This is a genomic window from Streptomyces tanashiensis (genome assembly GCF_014648895.1).
GTDB classification, from domain to species: Bacteria; Actinomycetota; Actinomycetes; order Streptomycetales; family Streptomycetaceae; genus Streptomyces; species Streptomyces tanashiensis.
In genome coordinates this window covers 155,978-178,659 of record NZ_BMRZ01000016.1, presented here as the reverse complement: position 1 = coordinate 178,659, position 22,682 = coordinate 155,978, and the positions used below count along the sequence as shown (strand labels likewise).

21 protein-coding genes are annotated in these 22,682 nt (G+C 69.5%); 14 read left to right on the top strand and 7 right to left on the bottom strand.

What is annotated here, in order from left to right:
* Positions 1-18: 18 nt before the first annotated feature.
* Positions 19-960 (bottom strand): alpha/beta fold hydrolase, encoded by a 942-nt coding sequence (locus IE237_RS32890; RefSeq protein ID WP_189805806.1) that lies wholly within the window; start codon positions 958-960, stop codon positions 19-21.
* Positions 961-1,087: 127 nt separating this feature from the next.
* On the opposite strand from IE237_RS32890, the gene IE237_RS32885 reads away from it, so the two are divergent.
* Positions 1,088-1,708, top strand: coding sequence for a TetR/AcrR family transcriptional regulator (locus tag IE237_RS32885; protein WP_189805805.1), 621 nt, complete (start codon positions 1,088-1,090; stop codon positions 1,706-1,708).
* 52 nt (positions 1,709-1,760) lie between these two features.
* A complete protein-coding gene (locus IE237_RS32880; protein ID WP_229843126.1) occupies positions 1,761-2,213 on the top strand; it encodes a GNAT family N-acetyltransferase in 453 nt (150 codons plus the stop codon).
* 185 nt (positions 2,214-2,398) lie between these two features.
* Here the strand turns inward: IE237_RS32880 and IE237_RS32875 are convergent, their stop codons facing one another.
* Complete coding sequence (locus tag IE237_RS32875; RefSeq protein WP_189805803.1) at positions 2,399-3,649, bottom strand: MFS transporter; 1,251 nt, start codon at positions 3,647-3,649, stop codon at positions 2,399-2,401.
* A gap of 197 nt (positions 3,650-3,846) precedes the next feature.
* A complete protein-coding gene (locus IE237_RS32870; protein WP_189805802.1) occupies positions 3,847-7,170 on the bottom strand; it encodes a CHAT domain-containing tetratricopeptide repeat protein in 3,324 nt (1,107 codons plus the stop codon).
* A 178-nt stretch (positions 7,171-7,348) separates the two neighbouring features.
* On the opposite strand from IE237_RS32870, the gene IE237_RS32865 reads away from it, so the two are divergent.
* Together IE237_RS32865 and IE237_RS32860 are read left to right on the top strand one after the other, a co-directional pair.
* Positions 7,349-7,768, top strand: coding sequence for a hypothetical protein (locus tag IE237_RS32865; protein WP_189805801.1), 420 nt, complete (start codon positions 7,349-7,351; stop codon positions 7,766-7,768).
* A 19-nt stretch (positions 7,769-7,787) separates the two neighbouring features.
* Positions 7,788-8,753: a hypothetical protein gene (locus IE237_RS32860; protein ID WP_189805800.1), complete on the top strand. Its 966-nt coding sequence runs from the start codon at positions 7,788-7,790 to the stop codon at positions 8,751-8,753.
* Between the two features lie 598 nt (positions 8,754-9,351).
* Here IE237_RS32860 and IE237_RS32855 read toward each other — a convergent pair.
* Together IE237_RS32855 and IE237_RS32850 are read right to left on the bottom strand one after the other, a co-directional pair.
* Positions 9,352-9,609: a hypothetical protein gene (locus IE237_RS32855; RefSeq protein WP_189805799.1), complete on the bottom strand. Its 258-nt coding sequence runs from the start codon at positions 9,607-9,609 to the stop codon at positions 9,352-9,354.
* Between the two features lie 53 nt (positions 9,610-9,662).
* Positions 9,663-10,178, bottom strand: coding sequence for a hypothetical protein (locus IE237_RS32850; protein ID WP_189805798.1), 516 nt, complete (start codon positions 10,176-10,178; stop codon positions 9,663-9,665).
* Positions 10,179-10,313: 135 nt separating this feature from the next.
* On the opposite strand from IE237_RS32850, the gene IE237_RS32845 reads away from it, so the two are divergent.
* The 3 genes from IE237_RS32845 (at position 10,314) to IE237_RS32835 (ending at position 14,142) form a co-directional block, all read left to right on the top strand.
* Entirely contained in the window at positions 10,314-11,573 is a 1,260-nt protein-coding gene (locus tag IE237_RS32845; protein WP_189805797.1) for a sensor histidine kinase, read from the top strand.
* On the top strand, positions 11,561-12,211 hold the full coding sequence (locus IE237_RS32840; RefSeq protein WP_189805796.1) for a response regulator transcription factor: 651 nt from the start codon (positions 11,561-11,563) through the stop codon (positions 12,209-12,211). Before IE237_RS32845 ends, IE237_RS32840 begins: the two co-directional genes overlap by 13 nt.
* Before the next feature lie 806 nt (positions 12,212-13,017).
* Positions 13,018-14,142, top strand: a complete 1,125-nt coding sequence (locus IE237_RS32835; protein ID WP_229843123.1) for a tyrosine-type recombinase/integrase — start codon at positions 13,018-13,020, stop codon at positions 14,140-14,142.
* A 41-nt stretch (positions 14,143-14,183) separates the two neighbouring features.
* Here the strand turns inward: IE237_RS32835 and IE237_RS41650 are convergent, their stop codons facing one another.
* Positions 14,184-14,357 carry a helix-turn-helix domain-containing protein gene (locus IE237_RS41650; protein ID WP_189805795.1) on the bottom strand — a complete coding sequence of 58 codons (174 nt, stop codon included), beginning with the start codon at positions 14,355-14,357 and terminating at the stop codon, positions 14,184-14,186.
* Between the two features lie 207 nt (positions 14,358-14,564).
* Between IE237_RS41650 and IE237_RS32825 the strand changes: the two genes are divergently transcribed.
* Positions 14,565-15,500 carry a DUF5655 domain-containing protein gene (locus IE237_RS32825; RefSeq protein ID WP_189805794.1) on the top strand — a complete coding sequence of 312 codons (936 nt, stop codon included), beginning with the start codon at positions 14,565-14,567 and terminating at the stop codon, positions 15,498-15,500.
* A 98-nt stretch (positions 15,501-15,598) separates the two neighbouring features.
* Here IE237_RS32825 and IE237_RS32820 read toward each other — a convergent pair whose 3' ends face one another.
* Positions 15,599-16,345 carry a DNA-methyltransferase gene (locus IE237_RS32820; RefSeq protein WP_189805793.1) on the bottom strand — a complete coding sequence of 249 codons (747 nt, stop codon included), beginning with the start codon at positions 16,343-16,345 and terminating at the stop codon, positions 15,599-15,601.
* A 578-nt stretch (positions 16,346-16,923) separates the two neighbouring features.
* Here IE237_RS32820 and IE237_RS32815 point away from each other — a divergent pair.
* The 6 genes from IE237_RS32815 (at position 16,924) to IE237_RS32790 (ending at position 22,668) form a co-directional block, all read left to right on the top strand.
* The gene (locus IE237_RS32815; RefSeq protein ID WP_189805792.1) at positions 16,924-18,069 is read left to right on the top strand and encodes a C40 family peptidase; all 1,146 of its coding nucleotides are present in this window, start codon (positions 16,924-16,926) and stop codon (positions 18,067-18,069) included.
* 89 nt (positions 18,070-18,158) lie between these two features.
* A complete protein-coding gene (locus IE237_RS32810) occupies positions 18,159-18,467 on the top strand; it encodes a DUF6112 family protein (protein ID WP_030195549.1) in 309 nt (102 codons plus the stop codon).
* A complete protein-coding gene (locus tag IE237_RS32805) occupies positions 18,467-19,156 on the top strand; it encodes a hypothetical protein (protein ID WP_189805791.1) in 690 nt (229 codons plus the stop codon). The genes IE237_RS32810 and IE237_RS32805 overlap by 1 nt, the downstream gene beginning before the upstream one ends.
* A gap of 27 nt (positions 19,157-19,183) precedes the next feature.
* Positions 19,184-20,581 carry an SCO6881 family protein gene (locus tag IE237_RS32800; protein WP_189805790.1) on the top strand — a complete coding sequence of 466 codons (1,398 nt, stop codon included), beginning with the start codon at positions 19,184-19,186 and terminating at the stop codon, positions 20,579-20,581.
* Positions 20,582-20,713: 132 nt separating this feature from the next.
* Positions 20,714-22,180 carry an SCO6880 family protein gene (locus IE237_RS32795; RefSeq protein ID WP_189805789.1) on the top strand — a complete coding sequence of 489 codons (1,467 nt, stop codon included), beginning with the start codon at positions 20,714-20,716 and terminating at the stop codon, positions 22,178-22,180.
* 35 nt (positions 22,181-22,215) lie between these two features.
* A complete protein-coding gene (locus IE237_RS32790; RefSeq protein ID WP_189805788.1) occupies positions 22,216-22,668 on the top strand; it encodes a DUF6238 family protein in 453 nt (150 codons plus the stop codon).
* Positions 22,669-22,682 lie beyond the last annotated feature (14 nt).

The window sequence follows — 22,682 nt, the reverse complement described above, 5'->3', positions numbered from 1 at the left end:
GGTGGAGCGACGGCATCCCTATGCGCCGCCGACCGCAGCGGGGTCGACGGAGTCGGCGTCCTCCATGAAGCTCAGCATCCGCGCGTTGACCACGTCGGGGTGGTCGATCTGCGGGCCGTGTCCGGTCGCGGTGATGATCTCAGCGCGGGCTCCGGGGACGAGGCGCGGTACGCGTTCCAGCTGGCGCTTGGGGTGTACGAGCAGGCTGTGCTTGCCCATGATGACGTAGAGCGGGGTCCGGATGGATCGCAGCGCGTCCTCGGTCAGCGGCAGCGGTGCGGGGCGGCGGATACGGTACGCGCGGGCGCCGAGCTGGATCCACTCGCGCATCTCGGGGATGGCGATGACCGGCTGGTCCAGCCACGCAGCGAGACGCGGGCGCAATGCCTTCGGGGCGAAGGTGGCGAACAGGCTGATGAAGACCCAGGTGAAGAAGCGCAAGCCGACCTTCTCCAGGCCGCCGGGGTCGAGGGCGGTGACCGAGGCGAGCCGTCCGGGCCGCAGGTGTGCCTGGTTGAGCACCAGCCAGCCGCCGTAGGAGGAGCCGACGAGGTGGACCCGGTCGAGGCCGAGCGCGTCGAGGGCCTCGTCCATCCACTGCGCGGCGCGCTCGGGCTGCCACATGGGTTCGCGGTGGATGCTGCGGTTGGCGTCGCCGGGGGTGTCGAGGGCGTACACGGGGCGGTTGAGGCTGAGCCCGGGGGTGTTGGGGTACCACATCGCCGAGCTGTAGCCCGCGCCGTGAATCAGGACGATCGGCGTCCGGGACTCGGCCGCGGGGTCCGAGGGCCCGTACCGGTAGACATGGGTGGTGCCGAAGCTGGTCTCGACGTCCGTCTCGGAGCGGGCGGCTGCCCCCATCGCGTAGAGGGTTTCGGCGGCGGCGAAGTAGCGGTCGCGCAGCGTGTCGTTGACGTAGCGGCCGACGTCGCGGCGTATGCGGGCGGCGTTCTCGGGCACGGCGGCACCTCCGATGAAGATCCGTTCTTCGTGGTACGACCGTATCATCAATGTGGTACATCGGTATCATGAAGGGATTCGGGTAGCGGAGCGCGACCCCACTGTCGACGGGCGGAGACACGGGAACATGCCGAAGCGTGTGGATCACGAGGAGCGGCGCGCGCAGATCGCCGAGGCCCTCATCCGGGTCGCGGCGCGGCAGGGGCTGCATGCCGTCGGCATGCGCGATGTGGCCGCGGAGGCCGGTGTGTCACTCCGGCTCGTGCAGTACTACTTCGAGACCAAGGAGAAGCTTCTCTTCTACGGCCTCCGGCACCTGACCGACCGCTTCACCGCCAGGGTGGGTGCCTGCTTGGCTGCCGCCGGCCCGGACCCGGGCCCGCGCGCCATGGTGGAGGCGCTGCTGTCGTCCTCGCTGCCGACCGACGAGGAGAGCCGTACGTTTCACCTGCTGTACAGCTCCTACGCGATCCTGTCGGTGACCGACAAGGCGCTGGCCGCCCAGCCCTTCATCGACAACCCCGACACCGCGGAGAACGCCATGGCCGGACTCCTCGAGCAGGCGCAGGGGGCCGGCCTGGCCGACCCGGACGCCGACGCGCGGACGGAGGCCATCAGCCTGCTCGCGATGGCGGCGACCCTGGGCACCAGCGTCCTCGTGGGTCAGAGGAGTCCGGAGGCGGCTGTCGCGGTGCTCCGCCACCACCTGGACCGGATCTTCACGGCTCCCGGGGCTTCCGTTCTGTGAGCGGTGAGCGGGGCAAACAGATGTGTCACGAAGCGACATGGAGGGTTGCAGCGTGTTCATAGCGACAGAGGACGCATTCGATGCGGAGGAGATGCTGAGCCTGTACGGCTCGGTCGGCTGGGAGGGGTACACCCGCGACGTCGACAGGCTGTGCCGGGGGCTGGCCAACTCCCACCTGGTCATCACGGCACGAGACGGTTCGGGAGCACTCCTCGGTCTGGCCCGGACGATCTCCGACGACGAACACATCTGCTACGTCCAGGATGTCGTGGTCAACCCGGCGTACCACCGGCAGGGCGTAGGCCGGTCCCTGGTCGAGCACCTCATGCGGCGGTACTCGCACTGCCGCTTCTTCCTCCTGTCCACGGACCACGAGTCGACGCCCGAGGGCACACGCAACCACGCGTTCTATCGCAGCCTGGGGTTCCTGTCCTACGAGGAGAAGGAGATGGCGGGCTTCGGACTGCCCAGGAACCGACCCGACCTGCGCAACGCGGCACCCTGACCTGATCCGACGCGGAGCCCCACGTCGGCCGTCCGCTGCGCGGCGATGGCCCCGGCGCGGAGGGCTACGGCCAGGCGGCCTGACCACCCATGCCAGGTCGCTGCTCCAGCGGCAGCGCGATGCACACGCACGCGCACGCGCACCGCTCCACACCACGCGGAAGACTTCTGGCGCCTACTCCCTTGTCATCCCGTCACTTTCGCGGCAACGCCCGGCTGCGGCCGGGTCCGCATACCCCAGCGGGCAAGAGATGGGCCGGCAGCACCCAGCGCCGCGAAGAACAACGCCAGCAGCAGCCAGCCTGCCGTGCCGAGGCCGAGCACCACCGTGGTGAGAATCGCGGGGGCGAGAGCCTGGCCCGTGCTGAAACCGAGACCGAGGACACCTTGGTATTGACCCTGGGCGTGGTCGGGGGCAAGACCGAAACCCAGGGCGAAGCACGCCGAGGACTCCCAGACCTCTCCCAGGCTGTGGACGAAGATCGCTGCCAGGACCAGTCCCGCCGCGGCCCAGACAGGGGCGTACGCCGCCAGCGCCATCATCGGGCAGCTGACGAGGAAGAGCAGCCCCGCGGTGCGAAACGCCCTGCCGCCGTCGTGCGGGGTCTCGATACGCGAGCCGATCCTGGTCTGCATCAGCACGCAGAAGGCGGAATTGACGGCGAACAGCGCGGCCACAGTCCAGCGCGGCGCTTCGGTGTGCTGGGAGATCCAGATCGGCAGGAGCAGGGAAACCACCGGATACTGCAGTCCCATGGCCCCGTAGAGGGCGGTGAACGTCAGGAACGGACGGTCCGCGAACGCGAGCCAGCGACGCTGCTGCGGCGGTGCCGCCAGCACCGGGTAGCGAGGTAGCAGGAGCAACAGCGCAGCACACAGGGCGAAGCTCGCCGCGTTGCCGAGGATCAGTGCGACATAGGCGCCGCGGGTGTTCGCGGCCAGCGCCAGCCCGGCGCCCACCGTTCCCAGGACGACGCCCAGGTTGACGAAGGTGCGCAGCTTCGCTCGAAACCTGGCCGGGCGATCACCCCCGACCCGGACCACCAGAGCGCCCCAGGCCGCCCCACCGACCGCCGCGGCGATCTGGTCGACCGTCGCGATGACCGTGAGCGCGGTCCAGCTCTCGACGAGGACGAGGGCCGCCATCGACACCGCCTGGACCGCGAGGGCGAGCATCATGATCGTGCGCGCGCCGCGCCGGTCGGCGAGATGCCCGCCGGGTATCCCCGCGCCCAGGCCGATCACTCCGGCGATGGTGAGCGCGGCACCGACCTGCACTGCGGGCAGACCCACGACGAAGGTGAAATACAGCGCCGACGCCGCGTTGAACAGACCGTTGCCGACCCGGTTGACGAAACTGGCGGCGACCAGCACGCGCTCCGGCCTGCTGTCCCCCGCCATGCGGCCTATTCGGCCTGCCAAGCCACCCTTGATCATGGACCGCAGGCTAGCAGTGGCCGCAGAACCCTCCGCAGTCGTAACAAGATCGCGTGTCCTCCCATCCCCTGAAGGCGAGTGTCGGCAAACGAACGAATGAAGACAGGGAAGGCGTGCGTCCAATGAACCCGGATGCTTTCGCAATCAGGTCTGCCGACTGACACCGTCGGGGAGTCCGGAAGGTCGTGCGGTGGGGATCAGGCGCCGGCGTGTAGATGAGCGGCCCACAGGGACGGGGTGAGAGGAAGCTGGTCGCGCAGGCTACGGATGGTGCCGTGCAGGGCATGAGCCGCCCGGCCCGTGTCCACGTTCCCTTCATTGTCTGTCAGGCGTGTGTAGAAGGCGTCAGTGATGTCGGCGGAGTATTCGTCGTTGATCTTCCAGAGGGTGCCGATGACGTGGGGGAAGCCGGCGAGTTGGAATGCTGAGGTCAGATGGATGGACTCGTCCAGCAGGTCCGGGTTGAGCGTGAGGGCTGTGGAGCAGGCTGACAGGTAGGCCAGGCGGGCGTGGTCGAGGTTGACCGGGGTGAGGCTTGCGACGGTGAGTGGATCCTGTTGCCAGTCGTGCAGGAGCAGCAGGCTCTGGGAGGGGTCGGTGGCGTGACTGTCACCGTGGCAGGCGAAGTGGGCGATCGCGGTCTCGGTCAGGTGGGTGACCACCGCTGCTTTCGTGGGGATCTGGTCTTCCTTCGTAGTGGCGTTGCCATCGGGCTCGGCAAGCAGGACGGGCTGGGGCAGCCGGGCCTGCAGCAGGGCGGCTTCGCGAGTCACGGCCGGCAATCGGCCTTGCCCTTCCAGGCCGGGGGTGGAGGGCATGGCGACGATGAGTGTCCGAGTTTGTACCGGTGTTCGGGCGGTGCGCAGGCGGGCATGGCGGAGGGCTCCGATGGTGGGGGTGTAGGAGGAGACGACTCGGTCCAGGACCGTCCGGGTCTGGTGGCTCGGGTCGTGGTGCGGGGTGTGGTGGCCGGCGGCGTGCAGAGGCAGGAGGCTGAGCAGACCCCCGGGCGCCCACCACAGCCGCGGCCAGTCCTGCTCTTCGGCGGGAGGATGGGTGTAGCCGAGTGCGTCCAGGACCGGGCCGGCGGCCGCATCCCAAAGCCAGGCCAGAGTCTCGCGCACCCGCTGCTGAGCGGTGGCCCGATCGGCGTCGGGATCAGGATCGCTGCTGTCGGTCAGGGCTTGGTGGAAGGCTTGGATGCGGTCGATGACTACTGAGGGTGTCAGGTCGGGAAGGGGCACGACGGTGACGCTCTGCTCGGTGAGGAGCAGGGCATCGCTGCGATACTCGTTGACGTTGAACGTCACGACCGGCCCTTGCCACGCTTGACTGATCAGGTCCTCGACCGTAGGAGGGAGGGCGAAGGAGGCGAAGCCCTCCAGGTCGCGAATCTGCTCGAGCACTGCGTTCAGCTCGGTCGCCGCGCGCCGCCGTGCCCGTGCCTGCTCAGGCGCCGACTCGACGTCGATCGAGGCGCCCCACACGGAGCTGGTGGGTGGTTGGTCGAGCAGGTCACGGAGGTCGGTGAATCGCTCTGCCAGATCCGGATGCAGGGCACGCAGATCGGTGAGATCGCCCCGGGTCGCCATCACCTGTGCCAGCAGGAGCACCCGGCCTGACTCCAGCAAGCCCAGAGCCCGGCCCGCCCTTTCGTCCGCGGGAGCCGACGTGTCGGCGAGGACCAGTGCTGCCGCGTCTCCGGCCAGCCCGGCCAATCCGCCCAGCAGATCCTGCTGATCCGTCCGGGCCAGGCCCCGTGGCGCCACCTCCGGCAGCAATCGCACGGCACTCTCCAGCAGCTCGGCTGCCCGCCCGGGGTCCCAGGAGGCCAACAGGCGCCCCGCCGCATGCCCTGCTCGGGCGCGTACCGACGGCGTAGCCGAACCCACCTCCATGGCCGTCACATACGCCTGGACAGCAGCGTCGAGGTCTGTCGTGGCGCCGGACCGTTCGAACCGGGTCAGCAGAGACTTCCCCTGGTTGTTGAGGCACTCGGCGCGGTTGGGGTCGTCGGGTGGAGTGGCGTCCACCGCCTCCCGGTCGGCCTCGACGGCCGCGTCCAGATCAGCCACGTCACCCAGGCGCTGGAACCGGGCCATGAATCCATTGGCCAAGTTGTTGAGGTAGACGGCGCGCTCAGGGTGGTCGGGTGGCGTGGCCTCCACCGCCTCCTTCAGGGCATCGATGGCCGCGTCCAAGGCAGCCACGTCACCCCACCGCTGGAACCGGGCCCTCAGCGCGTTCCCCAGGCTGTTGATGTAGACGGCGCGCTCGGGATAGTCGGGTGGCGTGGCCTCCACCGCCTCCCGGCCGGCGTCGACGGCTGCCTCCAGGTCGGTCTCGGCACCCGACCGTGCGAATCGGGCCTGCAGGGCGCTCCCAAGGTTGCTGAGACGCCCGGCGCGGTGGGGATCGTTGGCGGGGGTGGCCTCCACCGCCTTCTGGCCGACATCGATGGCCGCGTCCAGGTCAGCCACGGCACCCAACTGTACGAACCGGGCACGCAGTGCGTTCCCCAGGTTGCTGAGAAACAGGCTGCGGTTGGGGTGGTCGATGTGGGCGGCGTCCACCGCCCTTCGGAGAGCGTCGATGGCCGCATCCATATCAGCTACGTCACCTCGCCGGTGAGACCGGATCATCAGGGCGTTGCCCAGATTGGTAAGGAAGTTGCCGCGATCGGGGTGGTCGGTGGGGCTGGCCTCCACCGCTTTCATGCCGATGCCGATGGCTGCGTCCAGATCAGCCACGGTGCCCAACCGACGAGACCGGGCGCGCAAAGCGTTCCCCAAGTTGTTGAGGAATACAGCGTGGTCCGGGTGGTCGGCGGAGGTGGCCTCCATCGCCTTTCGGTCGGCGTCGATGGCCGCGTCCAGATCAGCCACGTCACCCCACCGTTCGAACCGGGCCATCAGCAGATTCCCCAGGTTGCCGATGTACGAGGGGTGGTCCGGGTGGTCGGCGGGGGTGGCCTCCAGCGCCTTCTGGCCGGCATCGATGGCGGCGTCCAGATCAGCCACGTCGCCCAGACGTTCGAACCGGGCTCCGAGTGCGGTCCCCAAGCCGCTGAGGTAGGCGGCTCGACCGGGGTGGTCAGCAGGGGTGTGGAGCACGATGCGCTGCCACACACGAGCGGTGGCGTCGATGAGTGCGGGGTCGGATGAGTCGAGTACCTGCTGATGCAGTGCGAGGGCAGTGTCGACGGCTTCCTCGGCGAGCAAGGGGAGCAGCGGTTCGGGCAGGTGCTCATCCGGGATGCCGAAGACGAAGCAGTTGGTCAGCATGTCCACTGCATGGTTCAAGTCCTCCTGGCCCCGGCCTGCCGGCTGTGCCCCGTAGCGGCGCCAGTACAGCCAGCCCAGGAGAAACCGGGCCTCCACGTCCTGATCGTCGAGCAGGCGCCTAAGCCTTTCGGCTTCGGCCGGCACGGCCGGGTCCAGCAACCGGGACAGGTCTTGCGCATCTCTGGCGTCGAGCAGGCGAGCCGCCACGGCTTCCAGGAGTTCCTCGCGCTCAGCCACCCATGCCCCCATCAGTGCGTACCCCCATAGCGATGAGGCTGCTCTCAGCATCGGGGGCCCAGGGCATGCATTATGTCCGTATTGACGCTATAGCTGCAGGCTTCCCGGTCGCGTGCGGCGGGTCCACGCCGTGGATCAGCGCGACCCCGACTACCGGAGACCACAAGAGGGGACAGCAATGGGCGCAGCCATCGACCCGCCCGACGACCGCATCGGCCCGGCGCTGGCCTACGTATGCCGGCGGTTGGACTACCTGCGCGGCCTTCTCGGCCCGGCCCAGGGCACCGGAGGCGACCCGCCCGAGCTGCAAGCCCTCACCGCCGCTGTCACCGCTGCCCGGCGACCCGGCGTGAGTGAACTCCAGGGTCTCCTGCAAGCACTGCACCGAGCAGTCCAAGCCGCAGGTGATCAGGCAGGCGTGTGGCAGGCATCCACACAGCGGGGCCTCCATCTGCCCGGTGTTTCCGTTGACACTCCCTTCGAGCCGATCTATGTGTGTCCGCTGGCTCGATGCGCGGGACGCCGCCCCGACCAGACCACCGTGTTCCCGCTGATCTGCGCGCTCACCGGCCGGCAACTGGAACGGACGATCCTGTGATCGCATCGGAGACGCCCAGGTGATCGGGTTCTGGTCCGGACTCGCAGGAAAGCTCGCCGAACGCTGGCTCACCCTGCTGGTGCTGCCCGGCGTCTTCTTTCTCGCCACCGGCGCTACCGCCCACACCCTCGGGTGGGCGCACGCCCTGGATGTTCCCCGACTCGTCCGTGCGATCACCACCTGGACCGAGAACCCCCTTGCAACCACCATCGGCGGACAGATCGTCCTGCTCGCCGCGATCCTCACGGCTGCCGCTGCCGTCGGCCTGGCTGCCCAGGCGCTCGCCTCCGTGGTGGAGCGCGTGACTCTCGCTCCCGACTGGCGGAACTGGCCACGTCCCCTGCGTCGAGTCGCCGAACGGCAGACCGACCGACGCCGCCAGGCATGGACCGAAGCTCACGCGACCTATCACGAGCTCCTCGCCGCCGCGGAAGCAGCCCGCTTCGCAGACGGCGCCCACCGCCCGCGCACCGAGGACGAACTCACCGCTCGGAACAAGCGGTATGCCGCCAACCAGAAACGGACCCGCATCGGGCTGGAGGAACCCGACCGGCCCACCTGGAGCGGCGACCGGCTCCATGCCGTCACGGTGCGCGTGAACCGTGACTTGCACCTTCACCTGCCGATCGTGTGGCCCTATCTCTGGACGGTCCTGCCCGAACCCACACGCACCAACCTGACCACCGCCCGCACCGCCCTCATCAAAGCCACGACCCTCACCGCCTGGGCCATCCTCTACTTCCCCCTGACCTACTGGTGGTGGCCTGCCCTCCCTCTCTCCGCAGGGATCGCGGTGACCAGCTGGCGGCAGATTCGCACAAGCACCGACACCTACGCCCAACTCCTCGAAGCCACCGTCCGGCTCCACCTCACCACCCTCGCCACCCAGCTCGGCATCGCCCACACCGGTGCCCCCACCCCCGCCCTCGGTGACACCCTCACCCACCACCTCCATACACAATCCCCTGCACCCGACCGTCATTGACACCCACCTCGGATACCCGAAGGACCTCGACCCCGAACGGCACCGAGCCACCGCCGCGACCAGGCCCACGAGGCACGCTGGTGAGGCGGCAGCTTGCAGCGGCGGCCGCGCTCGTTCCGGCGAGTGGTGCCGGAAGCGCCGTCGCGGCCTGAGGGCGGTGGTCGGCGCCGGCATGGCGACCGGGAGGTGCCGGCGGCGATCGTCTTCGTGGCCACGTCGGGCCGCACGTGGCAGCAGCTGAAAAGGGAGACCTGGCGCCAATTGAGATGACGTCTCAGAGGTCACGCGAAGAGACGGGAGTGGACGAAGGAGCGGGTCGAGGGCCAAGTCCGTCACCGCCTGCGGCGAGGCCGTACCAGTGGTCGGCCACCAGGTTGCGACGCCGAGACGTACAGGCGGTCTGGCGGCATCTCGCCTTGACGGCCGAGGCCGCCTGTCAGCCGCCGGGTCCGGCAGGAAAGCACTCTCTCGGAATCAGCCTTGCCGAAACGGCGAATCCGCTGCCCAAGAAGCAGTATCTCCGGTGGCATCAAGAAGGGCCTCTCTCTCGCGGCCGCCCTGGGGCCGAGGAGAAGCCCAAGGCGGCTGCTCGGCGATGTCACGCGGCGACACGCCATGGACCTCTCCCAACCATGTCCAGCAACCGCTCCCTTGGCCGCGGCCGCAGTACGGCGTTCATCCGGCCAGCGGTCAGGAACGACAACAGAACGTCGAGCAGGCTGCGTTGTGCGTACGGATAGGGCGCTGTGTCGCCCAGCCACCAGGCGGTGACCGACGCGGCGCCCGCGCCGGAGGCGACCGCCCAGCGGGTCCGGGCCGGGAGCGGGGCGACGGGGGCGGTGGTGATGCGGTGCATGGTGTTCTCCGGTGGATCGATTCGGTCCGTGGTACGTAGTCGGGCGGTCGGCGTCACGCGGGCCGGCTCAGCGTCCGCAGCGCCAGCCGGCCGCACAGCGCGGCGAGCGGCAGCTCGGCGCCGAGCGCCAGGGCGACCGCGGTGGCGAAGTCGCCGCCCGGGGCCGCGGTCGTGGTGTCGAACCATGCGTCCACCACCAGCAGAGTCGCGGTCGCGGCGGCTGCCAGGGCGTGCCGCCGGTCGCCGCGGGCGGCGAGGAGGCCGGTGGCGATCAGGCCGAGCGCCTCCAGCGCGTCGAGCCCGACCCAGGCGACCGGCCAGTGCGCCGCGGTCGCGGTGGCCGGCAGGCCGGTGGCCAGCACGTACAGCCACGGCAGCAGGGCGAGCCCGCAGGCGACCAGCAGCCACCCGGCCCGCCGCATGCCCCGCGCCGGGCGCAGCTCCTCCGCCTCTTCGCGGAGCGGGATGACCTCGGCGCGGTCGAAGCCCTCGGCACCGGCCATTTCCTCATCGCACAAGACCTGTTGACGCATCGTCTTCCCCCGCTCCCCGCCGGCTCTCCCCTTCACGTGCTCCACCCTCCGCTGCACACCAGGGCGCCGTCAGTCACGCAGGGTTCCGACCCGGGGTGGAGAAAAGTACACCCCCGAACAGGGAGGGAGCGTCATGGCACGGGGATGGCCTGCGGCTTTACCGTTTGACGCATGCAACTCACGACGTGGCTGCAGCTGGTGCTGGTCCGGCCGTTCCGCAGGGCGGGACACCGGACCGCGCTCGTTGCCGCCGGCCTGCCGCTCCACCTCGCCGTGGTGCCACTGTGGCTCTGGCTGCTCGGCACGATGGCGGCGTTGGTGCCGGCTTTGACTCCGCTGCCCGTGCTGCTCACGCTCGTGGTGACACCCCTGCTGACCGTCGGGCAGCGGCGGCGCTACCGGGCACTCGTCGGCAAGGACCTCCCGCGCCCCGCCGCACCCGGGCCCGGACGCAACTGGAAGTCGGCGGTACGCCGGCTGACCGGCCAGGCCTTGTGGCGGCAGGTCTGCTACCACGCCGTGGCGGGTCCGCTGCTCGCCGTCCTGGACCTCGCCGTCCTCGCCGTCTGGGCCACCGCTCTCGTGGCCGCCTCCATCTACGTGTGGATCTGGGCGCTGCCCCCGCAGTGGCGGGTCACCGACCTCGGGTACACCACGCAGGCCGCGTACATCACCGCCGGCGGCCTCGCCCTGCTGTTCCTCGGGCCCCGGCTGACCAGCGCTCTGGTGCGGCTGGACACCCGGGCGGCCGAGGTCCTGCTCGGCCCCAGCCGCACGGAGAAGCTGGCCCGCCGGGTAGCCGACCTCGCCGAGAGCCGAGCCGGCGCGCTCGACGCCGCCGACGCCGAGCGGCGGCGGATCGAGCGCGACCTGCACGACGGCGCGCAGCAGCGCCTCGTCTCACTCGCCGTCAACCTGGGCCTGGCCAGGTCCGCCCTCGGCGACCTGCCGGAGGACGCCCGCAAGGTGATCGACGAGGCGCACCGCGAGGCGAAGGAGGCGATCGCCGAGCTGAACAACCTGGTGCGCGGTCTGCATCCGGCCGTCCTTGAGGACCGCGGCCTCGACGCCGCGCTGTCCGGGCTCGCCGCCCGCCTCCCGATCCCGGTGCACGTGGCGGTGGACATGCCGCAGCGCCCCTCACCCACGGTCGAGGCCGTCGCGTACTTCGTGGTCTCCGAAGCCCTGACGAACGTGGTCAAACACGCCCGGGCGACCCGGGCGGATGTGACCGTGGAGCGGATCGGGGAGACACTGCTGGTGGTCGTCACGGACGACGGCGCGGGCGGCGCGGATTTCGCAGCGGCCGGCGGCGGCACCGGGCTCGCCGGGCTCGCCAAGCGCGTCGCGTCCGTCGACGGCACGTTCTCCTGCCGCAGCCCCGCCGGGGGCCCGACCGTCATCACCGTGGAGCTGCCGTGCGCGCCGTGATCGCCGAGGATTCCCTCTTGCTGCGCATCGGCGTGGTCAAGGTACTGGAGGCGGCCGGCTTCGAGATGTGCGCGCAAGTCGCCGACGCGGAGGGGCTGCTGGCGGCCGTCGAGGAGCACCGGCCCGACATCGCCGTGGTCGACGTGCGCATGCCGCCCGGCTTCACCGACGAGGGAGTGCGCGCCGCGCTGGTGATCCGCCACCAGTACCCGCGTACCGCCGTGCTCCTGCTGTCGCAGTACGTGGAAGAGCGGTACGCGACCGATCTGCTCGCCGCCAACACCTCGGGCGTCGGCTATCTGCTCAAGCAACGGGTCGCCGACGTCGAGGAGTTCGCCGAGGCGGTACGCCGGGTAGCGGCCGGCGGCACCGCGCTCGACCCGCAGGTCGTCGCGCAGTTGCTGGTGCGCCGGCACAGCGATCCGCTCGACCGGCTGACACCGCGCGAGCGGGAGGTGCTGGAGCTGATGGCGGGCGGCCGGTCCAACTCCGGCGTCGCTGCCGAGCTGGTCGTGAGCGAGAGCGCGGTCGCCAAGCACATCAACAGCATCTTCACCAAGCTCGACCTGCCCAAGGCGGACGCCGACCACCGCCGCGTCCTAGCGGTGCTGCGCTTCCTGGGCGTTACGACCGCATGATGCGCGATCACGCCCGCATACCAGTCGACAACGGTGCTGAGCAGCACTTGGCTTGGCGTCTATCGTCTGCGCTCGGACGTGACCTCGAACTTGCCGGGGTTTTCGGCTGTTCTCCAGACATGAGGAGCGGCCTTCGTCTGATGCTGTGCTCCGCCTACAGCTGGGTGAGGCGTTCGATCGCGTCGGCCTGCGTGCCGTAAACGGACTCCTCACGTTGCTTGCCGAGCGCGTCGCGTACGGGTGTGGGCAGCGGGTGGGCTTCGCGCAGCCGCAGTCCTTGAAGAAGGAACCCATGGCGCGGGCGAGCTGTCGGGCCAGCGGTGATCCATCCGTTCCAGCCCAGGAATCATGCTCAGGCGCCGCATCGCAGGTCGAGGGTCAGCAAGCGGATACACCATCCGGACACGGATGGCCCTCCAGCCCACCGTGTCACTGGACGCCGACGCTCCTGACCACTTCCGACCTGTGCGGGTACGCGGTCGGGCGTCGATAATTTCGCCTTGCTGCGCACGCGCAAAGCCCATCGAAGCGAACCTGAACTGATCTATCGTCAGAAACGTCAGCATGAACTCGGCATCAGTACCGCACAGGAGCACCGTTCCAGGCCAAGAACCGCCAAGATCCACAACTCTTCTCACCTACCCTGACCTGCAAAAACCCTGCCCAACGGCTTGCCTGCTAGATTCATGAGGAGATACCCGTGAGGATGCTGATCAACGTGCCTTAGTTTGGTGCGGCCGCAGGTCAGGGCCATGCTGCGGAGCCGTTGGTCAGCAAACTCCCAGCATGAGTCAGGAGCGGTGTCGGTGGCGACCAAACTCATCCGCGGGATGGGCAGTTTCTTCAAGACCTGCAGCTGCAAACGGCAGGGTGGATGCGCGCACCCCTACGCTATCCGTTTCCGCGACGGAACGGGGCGGCAGTGTGAAGAGTCGGGCTACCCGACGCAAGACGACGCCCTCGACCGTCTCACACAGGTCTACAGGGAGAAGCGCAGCACTCCCGTGCAGCAGTCCGAGATCAAACGAACGCTGGGCAAGCAGCGTTTCGGGGAGTACGCAGGCGCCTGGCTGCCGCGTCAGCGCCACTTCGCACCCGGCACGGTACGCACGGTCAAGCAATTGCTCGACCGCCAGATACTCCCCGCCATCGAGTCACGTCGGATCAACAGCTTCTCGCCGACCGTCGTCGACGACTTCATCATGTCGATGGAGGAACGCAAGGTCGGGCTGGCCACACAGCAGAATGCCTTCGACACCCTCAAGAAGATCCTCCGGGACGCCCACCGCAGGGGCGGGATAGCCGACGACCCCTTCCAAGGAGTTGTCCCACCGGAGTACATCCCCAATCGGATCACTATCCCCACCGTGGAGGAGATCCATGCCCTCAAGGGGGTCGCATCCAAGGCCCTCGTCGTCATCATCGACCTGATGTCCGGGTGCGGGCACCGGAACGGTGAAGCGTTCGCAGCCAACCTCGAAGGATTGGTCGCGGACGACGTGTACCGCATCACCGAGCAGATCGAAGGGAGGACCCGCCAGCGCGCCCCGCTCAAGCACCGCAAGGCTGGCGACTTCCGCGAAGTCCCTATGCCGGCAACGGTCCGGGAGTCCCTCCTCAGGTACGCGCACGACGTCGGCGCGGACCAGAACGGCTTCTTGCTACGTACTCAGCGCAGCCCCTACTGGGCATACACGACGCTCGACTACCAGTGGAGCGCGGCCAGGAAGCGGGCCGGCATCACACGGAAGCTGAACCCGTACTCGCTGCGCCACTTCTTCGCCTCGAACTGCCTGTCCAAGGGAATCCCCATCACCGATGTAGCCGAGTGGATGGGGCACTCCAACATCAACATGACGTACCGCATCTATCGCCACCTGATGCCAGCATCAATCGGCCGCGCAGCCAAGGTCCTTGAGGCCGGTCTCTAACGCGAAAACACTAGGGGCCGGGTTGCCACCCGGCCCCTTCTTCATGCACCCTTCTGTTGCTGCGCCCATCGTTCGAGGTCCTCGACCTTGAACTTTAGCCGCCCCCCGAAGTAGTAGCGAGGAAGGCCATGCCTCCGCGAATCGCGATACATCCACCGCTGAGACATACCCAGATACTCGGCCGCTTCAGCGATCCCAAGGAACTGACTGCTCATAGGGCACCACCCCTCTCATCAGAATTTCGGGCCCGATGGTACGGAGCAAACGCGGCCACCCCTAATGAGCATGCGAGGCCATCCCTTGATCCGAACGGTCGACAGCACGAAGAACTGGGCAAGCCGCCCTTCCCGTTACCCAACGGGGGAATACCCCGAGCCTCCCGTTGATTGGTCTTCTTGCGGAGATCACGGGAGGGGACGCTGGTGGCCGAGCTGATGCTGTTCCGGCGGGACGCGGACGGTCGCGATGTGGAGCTGTCCGGTTCGACGGTGGCGCTGGAGGTGGAGCTGCAGCGGCGGGTCGAGGCCGGTCTGGAGCAGATGCTCGGCATCCGGTTCGTGGCGTCGGAGTATGCGACTGGTCCGTGGCACCGGGGGCGGATCGACACGCTGGGGCTGGACGAGAACGGCAGCCCGGTCGTGATCGAGTTCAAGAGGGGCTCCGACAGCGGGGTGCTGTCGCAGGCCGTCTCGTATCTGTCCTGGCTGCGCTCGGCACAGCACGAGTTCGAGGCGCTCGTCAGGAAGGTGCTGGGGGCGGAGGCCGCCGAGTCGATCGACTGGCGTCGGCCGCGGATGGTCTGCATCGCGGCCGGCTTCTCCCACCATGACCGTGTGGCCGTGCAGTGGCTGCCCGAGCGCATCGACCTGGTGCGCTACCGGGTCTTCGAGGGCGGCCTGCTGAGCCTGCTGCTCGTCGATTCCTCGCCCGGATCTCCGAGCGCCGCTTCGTCTCGGCGGAGCCGTGAGCGGGACGCGGTGGGTGACAGCGCGCCGGCGGCCCCGGCGACTCCTGCGCCGACAGGTGCCGGGCTCGTGCCGGAGTCCTTGCGGGATCTGTACGCGGAGCTGGACGAGGCGCTCACGGCGTGGGGGGAGGTCGAGGTGGCGCTGCTGCGGCACTACATCGCCTACCGGCGGCTGGTGAACGTCGCGTCGGTGATCTTCCGTCCGAAGCACGAGGCGATCCTGGTCTATCTCAGACTCGACCCGGACTCGGTCGCTCTGGAGGAGGGCTTCACTCGGGACATGCGCGGCGTCGGGCACCTGGGGACCGGGGACCTGGAGGTACGTCTCGCCTCGGCGGCCGATCTGGAGAAGGCGGCGCCGTTGATCCGGCGGGCGTTCGAGGCGGCGTGACGCAACGAGAAGGGCGGCTGGTGCATCGGATTCTCGATGCACCAGCCGCCCTTCGGCGTCTGCGGCCAGCCGGCCCCGGGCTCTCTCCGCTCTCATGATCATGCCTCCGGTCCGGCCAGGTCGAAGTCGTCCTTGGTCAGCTCGGCGCGGAGCCGCTGCTCGGCCACGTCGGCGTAGTGCGAGGACAGCTCGACGCCCACGAAGCGACGTCCCTTGCGAAGGGCCGCGACACCTGTGGAGCCGCTGCCGGTGAACGGGTCGAGGACGGTGCCGCCTTCGGGGCAGACCTGTACGAGCTGCTGCATGATCTCGACGGGCTTCTGGGTGATGTGGACCCGGTCCTTGCGGGGCTGGGAGGCGATGTAGTGGCCGGGCAGGTAGAGGTCGCGGGTGTTGTCGAGGGATCCCTTGACTCCCCAGATGATGAACTCGGAGTCCTGCTTCGGCCCGCCCTTGCGGGGCCGGCTGGCGGGCTTGATCCACGGGATGGTGCCGCTCCAGGTCCACCCGGCCATCTGCAGGGCGTCGGACGTTGTCGGTTCCTGGCGCCAGTCGGAGAAGACCATGGCCACCGCGTGCTCGGTCGAGGCCCGGTACGCCTCGGTGAGCAGTTCGGTCAGCCAGGAGCGGTAGGAGCGCTGGTCGCGGTTCTCGCCAGGGAAGTTGGCGAGGTCGTGGGCGCTGTTGCTGGTGACGTACTTGGCACGCGCGGTCCGTCCGGTGCGTTCCGAGCTCGTACGGCCGCCGGAGTTGTACGGCGGGTCGGTGATCACGGCGTTGACGCTCTCGTCCGGAAGGGACTTCAGCACGGTCAGGGCGTCGCCTCGGTGCAGCGTGTAGCTCACGGGAAGGGCCTCTTTCAGGGCATGGCGGGGCTGGGCCCGCTCCAGGCAGCGCTCAACGGCGTTCTTCCGGGGCGGGGTTGTGCTGGAGGTTAGCGGCGATCTCCGGCCGTACTTAACGAGGCGGGCCGTGCTGCGGACCCTGGTCCGGGAGTCGTTTGGTGCGGCCGGAATCCCTGTCTACTGTCTCGCCGTGTCACCGGGCAGGAGCCTCGCTCCACCCCCGCTGACCTGTGCTTATCCGTGCTGTCTCGTTCAGTCGAGCGGTATCGGAGGCACATTGCCCTCTCCTTCCCGCACACCGTCAGGAGCCCCGGTGTACTGCCTGAGATTACGAGCGCGGCTGGCTGCCGCGCGTGACCTGAGACCGGTGTCCGGGAGCTACCAACTCCTCTGACCCGGGCCCGCCCGAGAGGCGGATGCACATCGGCGCGGTGCCGGCGGCTTTGCACGAGAAGTCGGCACCGCGCCTCCTACGAACACCGAGGAGACGCTGCGATGCAGCATGTCCTGATACCTCCGCGCCCCGACCCGACGCCGTCACCCGGCCGGCACCGCCGCCTCGGTGAACGGCGGCGGCGATGAAGAAGACCACCGGAGCCGTCGTCGGTCTCTGCGCAACCGCTCCGCTGCTGATGGCCGTTCCGATTCTCGCCGTCGGGGCCGGGACCGCCTCGGCCGCCTGCTCGACCGGCGGGGCACGGGATGTGGATACCGCCGCCGTCGCCACCCAGGTAAAGGCCATCCTGGGCGGCGGCGACACGGGCTCGGTCTCCGTGCCGGGCCTGGACGACGGGGCCGAGCAGGTGCCCAACGCCAAGACGATCCAGGCCACCGGCGTCGCGATGAACATCCCGGCCCGCGGGCAGGTCGTGGCCCTGGCGACCGCCCTGCAGGAGAGCGGCCTTCGGAACCTGACCTACGGCGACCGCGACAGCTTGGGTCTCTTCCAGCAGCGGCCGTCGCAGGGCTGGGGCACGGCGAACCAGATCCTCGACCCGGTGTACGCCTCGACCAAGTTCTATGAGGGGCTGCGGAAGGTCTCGGGCTGGGAGTCCCTGTCGATCACCCAGGCCGCCCAGGCCGTGCAACGGTCGGGCTTCCCGGACGCGTACGCCAAGTGGGAACCATTGGCCACCGCTCTGCAGAAGGCCATCGAGCCCCTGCTGCCGAAGGCCGGTGGCGCGTCACCGGACCCTTCGCCGTCCGGCTCGGCCGGCACCGGCAGCCCTGCGCCCGGTATCGAGGGCGGTTGCAGCGCCGAGGGGGACGGGACCGACTTCGGCACCATCCCGCCCGGCGCGCTGCCGGCCGAGTACAAGATCCCCGCCAACGCTCCGCGAGAGGTCCAGACGGCGATCCGGTGGGCGCTCGGGCAGCTCGGCACGCCGTACCAGTGGGGCGGGACCTGCACGAACTCCCACGGCAAGGACGCCATGGGCCGGTGCGACTGCTCCTCCCTGATGCAGCAGGCGTACAAGGCCGCCGGGGTCACCCTGACGCGGACGACGTACACGCAGGTCAAGGAGGGCAGGGCGGTGTCGGTGGATGCCCTTCAGCCGGGTGACCTGCTCTTCACCGAGGGGACGGCCGCCGTACCCGAGCACGTCGGGATGGCCATCGGGCAGGGCCTGATCGTGCACGCCCCGCGCACCAGCGACGTGGTCCGCATCACGACCCTCGCCTCCTGGAAACCGCGGATTCTCTCCGCCCGCCGAGTCGTCTGACCGGCGCTTCTTCCCCTCTCCCCCTTTCCTCGCACCGCCGCTTCGCCCCAGCGGGCCTTGGCATGCACGTAATCGAACTGGAGTTCTGAATGTATCTCGCCGACCAGGTCATACAGCTCGCCTACGACCCCGGGATCAAGCCGAACGAGGGCGGTCTGCCGGGCCTGTCCGTCCTCAAGCAGGTGATGGGCTCGATCAACCTCTTCGGGCTCATCGCCGTGGTCGGCGCCCTCGCCGTCAGCGCGGGCGTCTGGGCCTGGGGCCACCACTCCGGCGGCCACCAGGCGGAGGCCAACGGCAAGAAGGGCGTGCTGGTGAGCGCCGGCGCGGCCCTTCTGCTCGGCGCGGCGAACGGCGTGGTGGCCTTCTTCAGCACGCTGGGGACGCAGGTCCACTGATGGCTCAGCACTCCACACACCCCGGCGGCGCATCTCGCGTGCGCCGCCGGGCGCTGTTCGGCACCGTCGTCCTGGTGGTGCTCGTCGCTCTCGCCGGTCTGGCCGCGTACCTCACCCGCGACGGCAGGGGCTCATCCGGAACCCCTGCTCCACCACCGAGTTCGCCCTCGGTCACCTCTTCGGCCCCTTCGGCGTCCGGGTCGTCCACCCCGTACACCCGCCCTCGTACCCTTCCCATCCCGCCGAACACCCATGACCCGATCGCGTACGGGAAGGCAGCCGCGGCAGCGCTGTGGTCCTACGACACCCGTGCGTACTCGCAGCCCGAGCTGCGGAAGGCTCTGCGTAGGTGGCTGACCACGGATGCGAAGTACGCCGACCCGGCCTCGGTCGACAAGGTCGTTCCCTCGACGGTGCTGTGGAAGGAGATGGCCGCCAACGGCCAGTTCGCCACCGCCAAGGTGTACGAGGGGCACTTCCCGAACGCGTTCACCCGGGCCCTGCAGGAAGACCCCGGGGCGATCACCCAGGCGTACGTCTACGCCGTCACGGTCTCCGGCAAGCAGTCGATCGCCTGGAAGGGCTCACCCGCCGGCGGCGCGGAAAGCCGTTCCACCACGCTCGCGGTCCAGTGCCGGCCCGACCGTCCCTGCGCCTTGGTCGGCGTCATGCCGTCCGTCGCGCCCTGATCCCCATTCGAGAAAGGAGGTATCGCCATGGGAGTCTGCGACTTCCCGCTGATGGACAAGGTGTGCGGCGCCGTCGACTTCGCCACCAACCCCGCCGGAACCGTCACCGACGGCATCGGCGCATGGATCGCGAAGTCGATGGGTGAACTGGCGGCCAGCGCCGCCGACCTCGCTGCCAAGGCCGTCAACGAGACGACCGCCATCGACCTCAACGCCGGCTGGTTCCGGGACAACTACGAGCTCCTGCTGCCCATCGGGCTCGCCCTGACCGTCGGCATCTTCTGCATCCAACTCATGACCGCGGCCTGGCGACGCGATGAACGCGCTCTTGCTCAGGCTGCGTTCGGCACCATGACCGGCGTCCTCTTCAGCTTCTCCGCCATCGCCTTCACCTCTGTCGCCATCACCGTGGTCGACGCCCTCTCCGACGGACTGTTTCAAGCAGCCAACACCTCCGTCGACGACGCGATCCGGCGCGTGGTGAAGGTCAACCAGTTGGGGGCGATGTACGGCCTCGGCTGGGGTGTCCCAGCCCTGGTCGCCCTCGGTTGCGCGATCGGTGCCTTCCTGTACTGGGGCGTCATGGTCGCCCGCAAGGTCGGCGTCCTGATCATGGTCTCGCTCGCCGTGTTCGCCGGTGCCGGCGGTGGCTGGGAGGTCGCCAAGCGGTGGCGGCGCGGCTGGATTGAGGCCACCGCCACCCTGGTCGTCTCCAAGCTGTTGATGACCGTGGTCTTCCTGATCGGTGTCTCTGCCATGGGCAAGACCGACGCCACCGACGGGATGTCGGCCCTGTCCGACGCGATGGCGGGCATCGTCGTGATGGTCCTCGTGCTGCTCTGCCCGTACGCGACGTACAAGTTCGTGCACTGGGCCAGCGACGGCGGCGGCCACGACGACCTCCACCGCACCAGCGTCGCCGGCATGGCGGTCGCCGCCGGGGCGGCGAAGACCGCAGGCACCCTGGCGATGCAGGCCGGCACAGGTGCCCCCGCTCCCCAGGGGCCGAGCCAGGTTCCCGGTGCGGGCGCCGATGGCGTCGCCTCCGGCATCAATCCCGCCGGCGGCAACCTCAGCAAGGAGGGTATCGACGCCGGGTCGCCCAGGCAGCAGACCCGCTTCCGGTACGGCGAGGACCCGAACGCGACCGGCGACAGGGGCCGGGCCCTGATCCAGCGGCCCGGGATCCCACCGCTGATCACGCGTCCCAGCGCGGACGAAGCGGAAGGGTCCGAGGTAGTCGTCCACGGCGTCACCGGCAGCTCCGGCTATCTCGTCGGCGCGTCGGCACCGGGCGGCAGCATGACCTCCATGCCGCCTGTCGGCCCCGCGACCGCGCCGCCGCCGCCCGCCGGACCGTCGGCCACCGGTTCTCCGACGCCGACGAACTGGGTGTTCCCCAACCCGCCGCCGTCGGGTTCCTGACCCATCACACCCGGGGCGGGCTGTACACCACGGCCCGCCCCGCCCTGACCGACCAGCAGAGGAGTCCCTCATGACCTCCAGAAGAGCGCCGCGCGCCCCGTCCTCCGCCCGCTCCCACCGTCTGGAATCACCATGTCTGGCAAGCACCAGGCCCCTACGGCCACCGTGAAGTTCCCCCACCGCAGTAGGCGCGGCGTCCTGCTCGGCCTGACCGGCCCGCAGCTGCTCGTCGCCGGCCTCACCGGCCTTCTTCTTCTCGCCGTCGTCCTCAGCCGCGGCGTGGTCGGCGCCCTCCAGCTCATCCCGCTGTGGGCCGTCATCTCCCTGTTCGTCTTCGTCCGCCACCGTGGCCGTGCCCTGGCGGACTGGGCCCCGATCGTCACCCGGTACGTCCTGCGCCGGATGCGCGGCCAGCTCGTCTGGCTCACCCGGCCCTCCCGTCGGCCGACCCGCGAAGGACTCCTCCATCTTCCCGGCACCGCTGCCAGCCTGCGCGTGGTCACCGCCCCCGACGGTAGGTACGGTGCGGTGCACGATCCCCACAGCGGCACGCTGACCGCCGTGGTCAAGGTCTCCTCCCGCGCCTACGCGCTGCTCGACCCGGGCACCCAGCAGGCCAACGTCAACGGCTGGGGACGCGCGCTGGCCGCGCTTGCCCGTACCGGGCAGATCGCCCGCATCCAGGTGATTGAGCGCACCGTCCCGGACTCCGGCGACGCGCTTCGCCGCTACTGGGACGAGCACGGCCGACCCCACGCCCCCATGGCCGGCGTGATCTACAGCGAGCTGATCCAGAGCGCGGGCCCGGCGGCGGCACCCCACGAGGCATACGTCGCGGTGGCGCTGGATACCAAGGCCGCGCGACGGCTGATCAACCAGGCCGGCGGTGGCTTGACCGGCTCCTTCAGCGTCCTGGCGCAGCTGACCTCCACCTTCGATCAGGCCGCGCGGACCGCCGGGCTCAACCCCACTGGCTGGCTCACCGCCCGCGAGATCGCCGCCGTCGTGCGGACGGCCTATGACCCCAAGGCCCTCACGGCGCTGGACCGGTGGTCCACCGCCGGCCGTCCCGAGGCCGAGCCTGCGGCCGCCGGACCCGTCGTGGTCGTCGAGAAGGCGGACCACATCGCGACCGACTCGGCCGTCCACGCCACGTACTGGGTGGAGAACTGGCCGAGGACCGAAACGTCGGCCGGTTTCCTGCACCAGCTCCTGTTCACCGGCGGCGTCCGGCGCACGCTGTCGCTCTCCTACGAGCCGAAGGGACTGGACGCCGCACTGCGCGACGTCCAGCGCAAAAAGGCCAGCGTGATCGCCGACGCCGCCGAGCGGGCCCGGCGCGGCCAGGTCGACTCCGAGGCGGACTCGATCGAGTACCAGGACATCAAGTCCCGCGAGCGCCAGCTCATCGCGGGCCACGCCGACGTCGCCCTGACCGGCCTGCTGACCGTCTCGGCCGACTCCGAGGACGAACTCCGCTCCGCCTGCGCGGTCGTGGAGACCGCCGCCGTCGGCGCCCAGCTCGACGTCCGGCCGCTGACCTGGCAGCAGGCCGAAGCGTTCACCGCCGCAGCCCTGCCGCTCGCGCTCGCCGCCTGACGCCTGCCCTCCCCTCCCTTCGAAAGAGCACCCTCATGTCCCGCACCGCCAGCCCGACCGCGCAGGACTTCGTGCCCTTCGCCACCGCCGCGCTCGACTTCCACCGCGCGCTCAACCTCCCGGGCGGCCCGCTCGTCACCAGCCGGGCCGAGCTGGACGCTCTGCACGCGCATCTCGTCTCGGTGCACCGGCTGCTCGACGCCCATGGCTCCCGTACCGGTCGCCTCGTGCCGATCGAAGGCGACCAGCTTCGCGCCGCCCGCACCCGCATCTGGCAGGCCGCCGACCACCTCCACGCCGCCTACCACGCGGCGCCCCGGCGGGATTCGGGCGAGATACCCGAACCCGAGGCATGCCAGGCCGGCCTGCCCGAAGGGGCACCGGAGCTGACCATCTGCCAGCGCCACCAGCGCGCCGCGCACCTGGTCCGCCGCCGTACCACCCCGGCCGAGCTGCACACGCCGTTCACCGGCCTCGTCCGCCGCTGACCCCATCACCTGCC

Excerpts from the sequence above, each read along its gene's own strand:
- IE237_RS41650 (WP_189805795.1), bottom strand. The coding sequence starts at position 14,357 with ATGAGCAGTCAGTTCCTTGGGATCGCTGAAGCGGCCGAGTATCTGGGT.
- IE237_RS32875 (WP_189805803.1), bottom strand. The coding sequence starts at position 3,649 with ATGATCAAGGGTGGCTTGGCAGGCCGAATAGGCCGCATGGCGGGGGAC.
- IE237_RS32855 (WP_189805799.1), bottom strand. The coding sequence starts at position 9,609 with ATGCACCGCATCACCACCGCCCCCGTCGCCCCGCTCCCGGCCCGGACC.
- IE237_RS32815 (WP_189805792.1), top strand. The coding sequence starts at position 16,924 with ATGAAGAAGACCACCGGAGCCGTCGTCGGTCTCTGCGCAACCGCTCCG.
- IE237_RS32810 (WP_030195549.1), top strand. The coding sequence starts at position 18,159 with ATGTATCTCGCCGACCAGGTCATACAGCTCGCCTACGACCCCGGGATC.
- IE237_RS32790 (WP_189805788.1), top strand. The coding sequence starts at position 22,216 with ATGTCCCGCACCGCCAGCCCGACCGCGCAGGACTTCGTGCCCTTCGCC.
- IE237_RS32800 (WP_189805790.1), top strand. The coding sequence starts at position 19,184 with ATGGGAGTCTGCGACTTCCCGCTGATGGACAAGGTGTGCGGCGCCGTC.
- IE237_RS32865 (WP_189805801.1), top strand. The coding sequence starts at position 7,349 with ATGGGCGCAGCCATCGACCCGCCCGACGACCGCATCGGCCCGGCGCTG.
- IE237_RS32885 (WP_189805805.1), top strand. The coding sequence starts at position 1,088 with ATGCCGAAGCGTGTGGATCACGAGGAGCGGCGCGCGCAGATCGCCGAG.
- IE237_RS32795 (WP_189805789.1), top strand. The coding sequence starts at position 20,714 with ATGTCTGGCAAGCACCAGGCCCCTACGGCCACCGTGAAGTTCCCCCAC.
- IE237_RS32845 (WP_189805797.1), top strand. The coding sequence starts at position 10,314 with ATGCAACTCACGACGTGGCTGCAGCTGGTGCTGGTCCGGCCGTTCCGC.
- IE237_RS32805 (WP_189805791.1), top strand. The coding sequence starts at position 18,467 with ATGGCTCAGCACTCCACACACCCCGGCGGCGCATCTCGCGTGCGCCGC.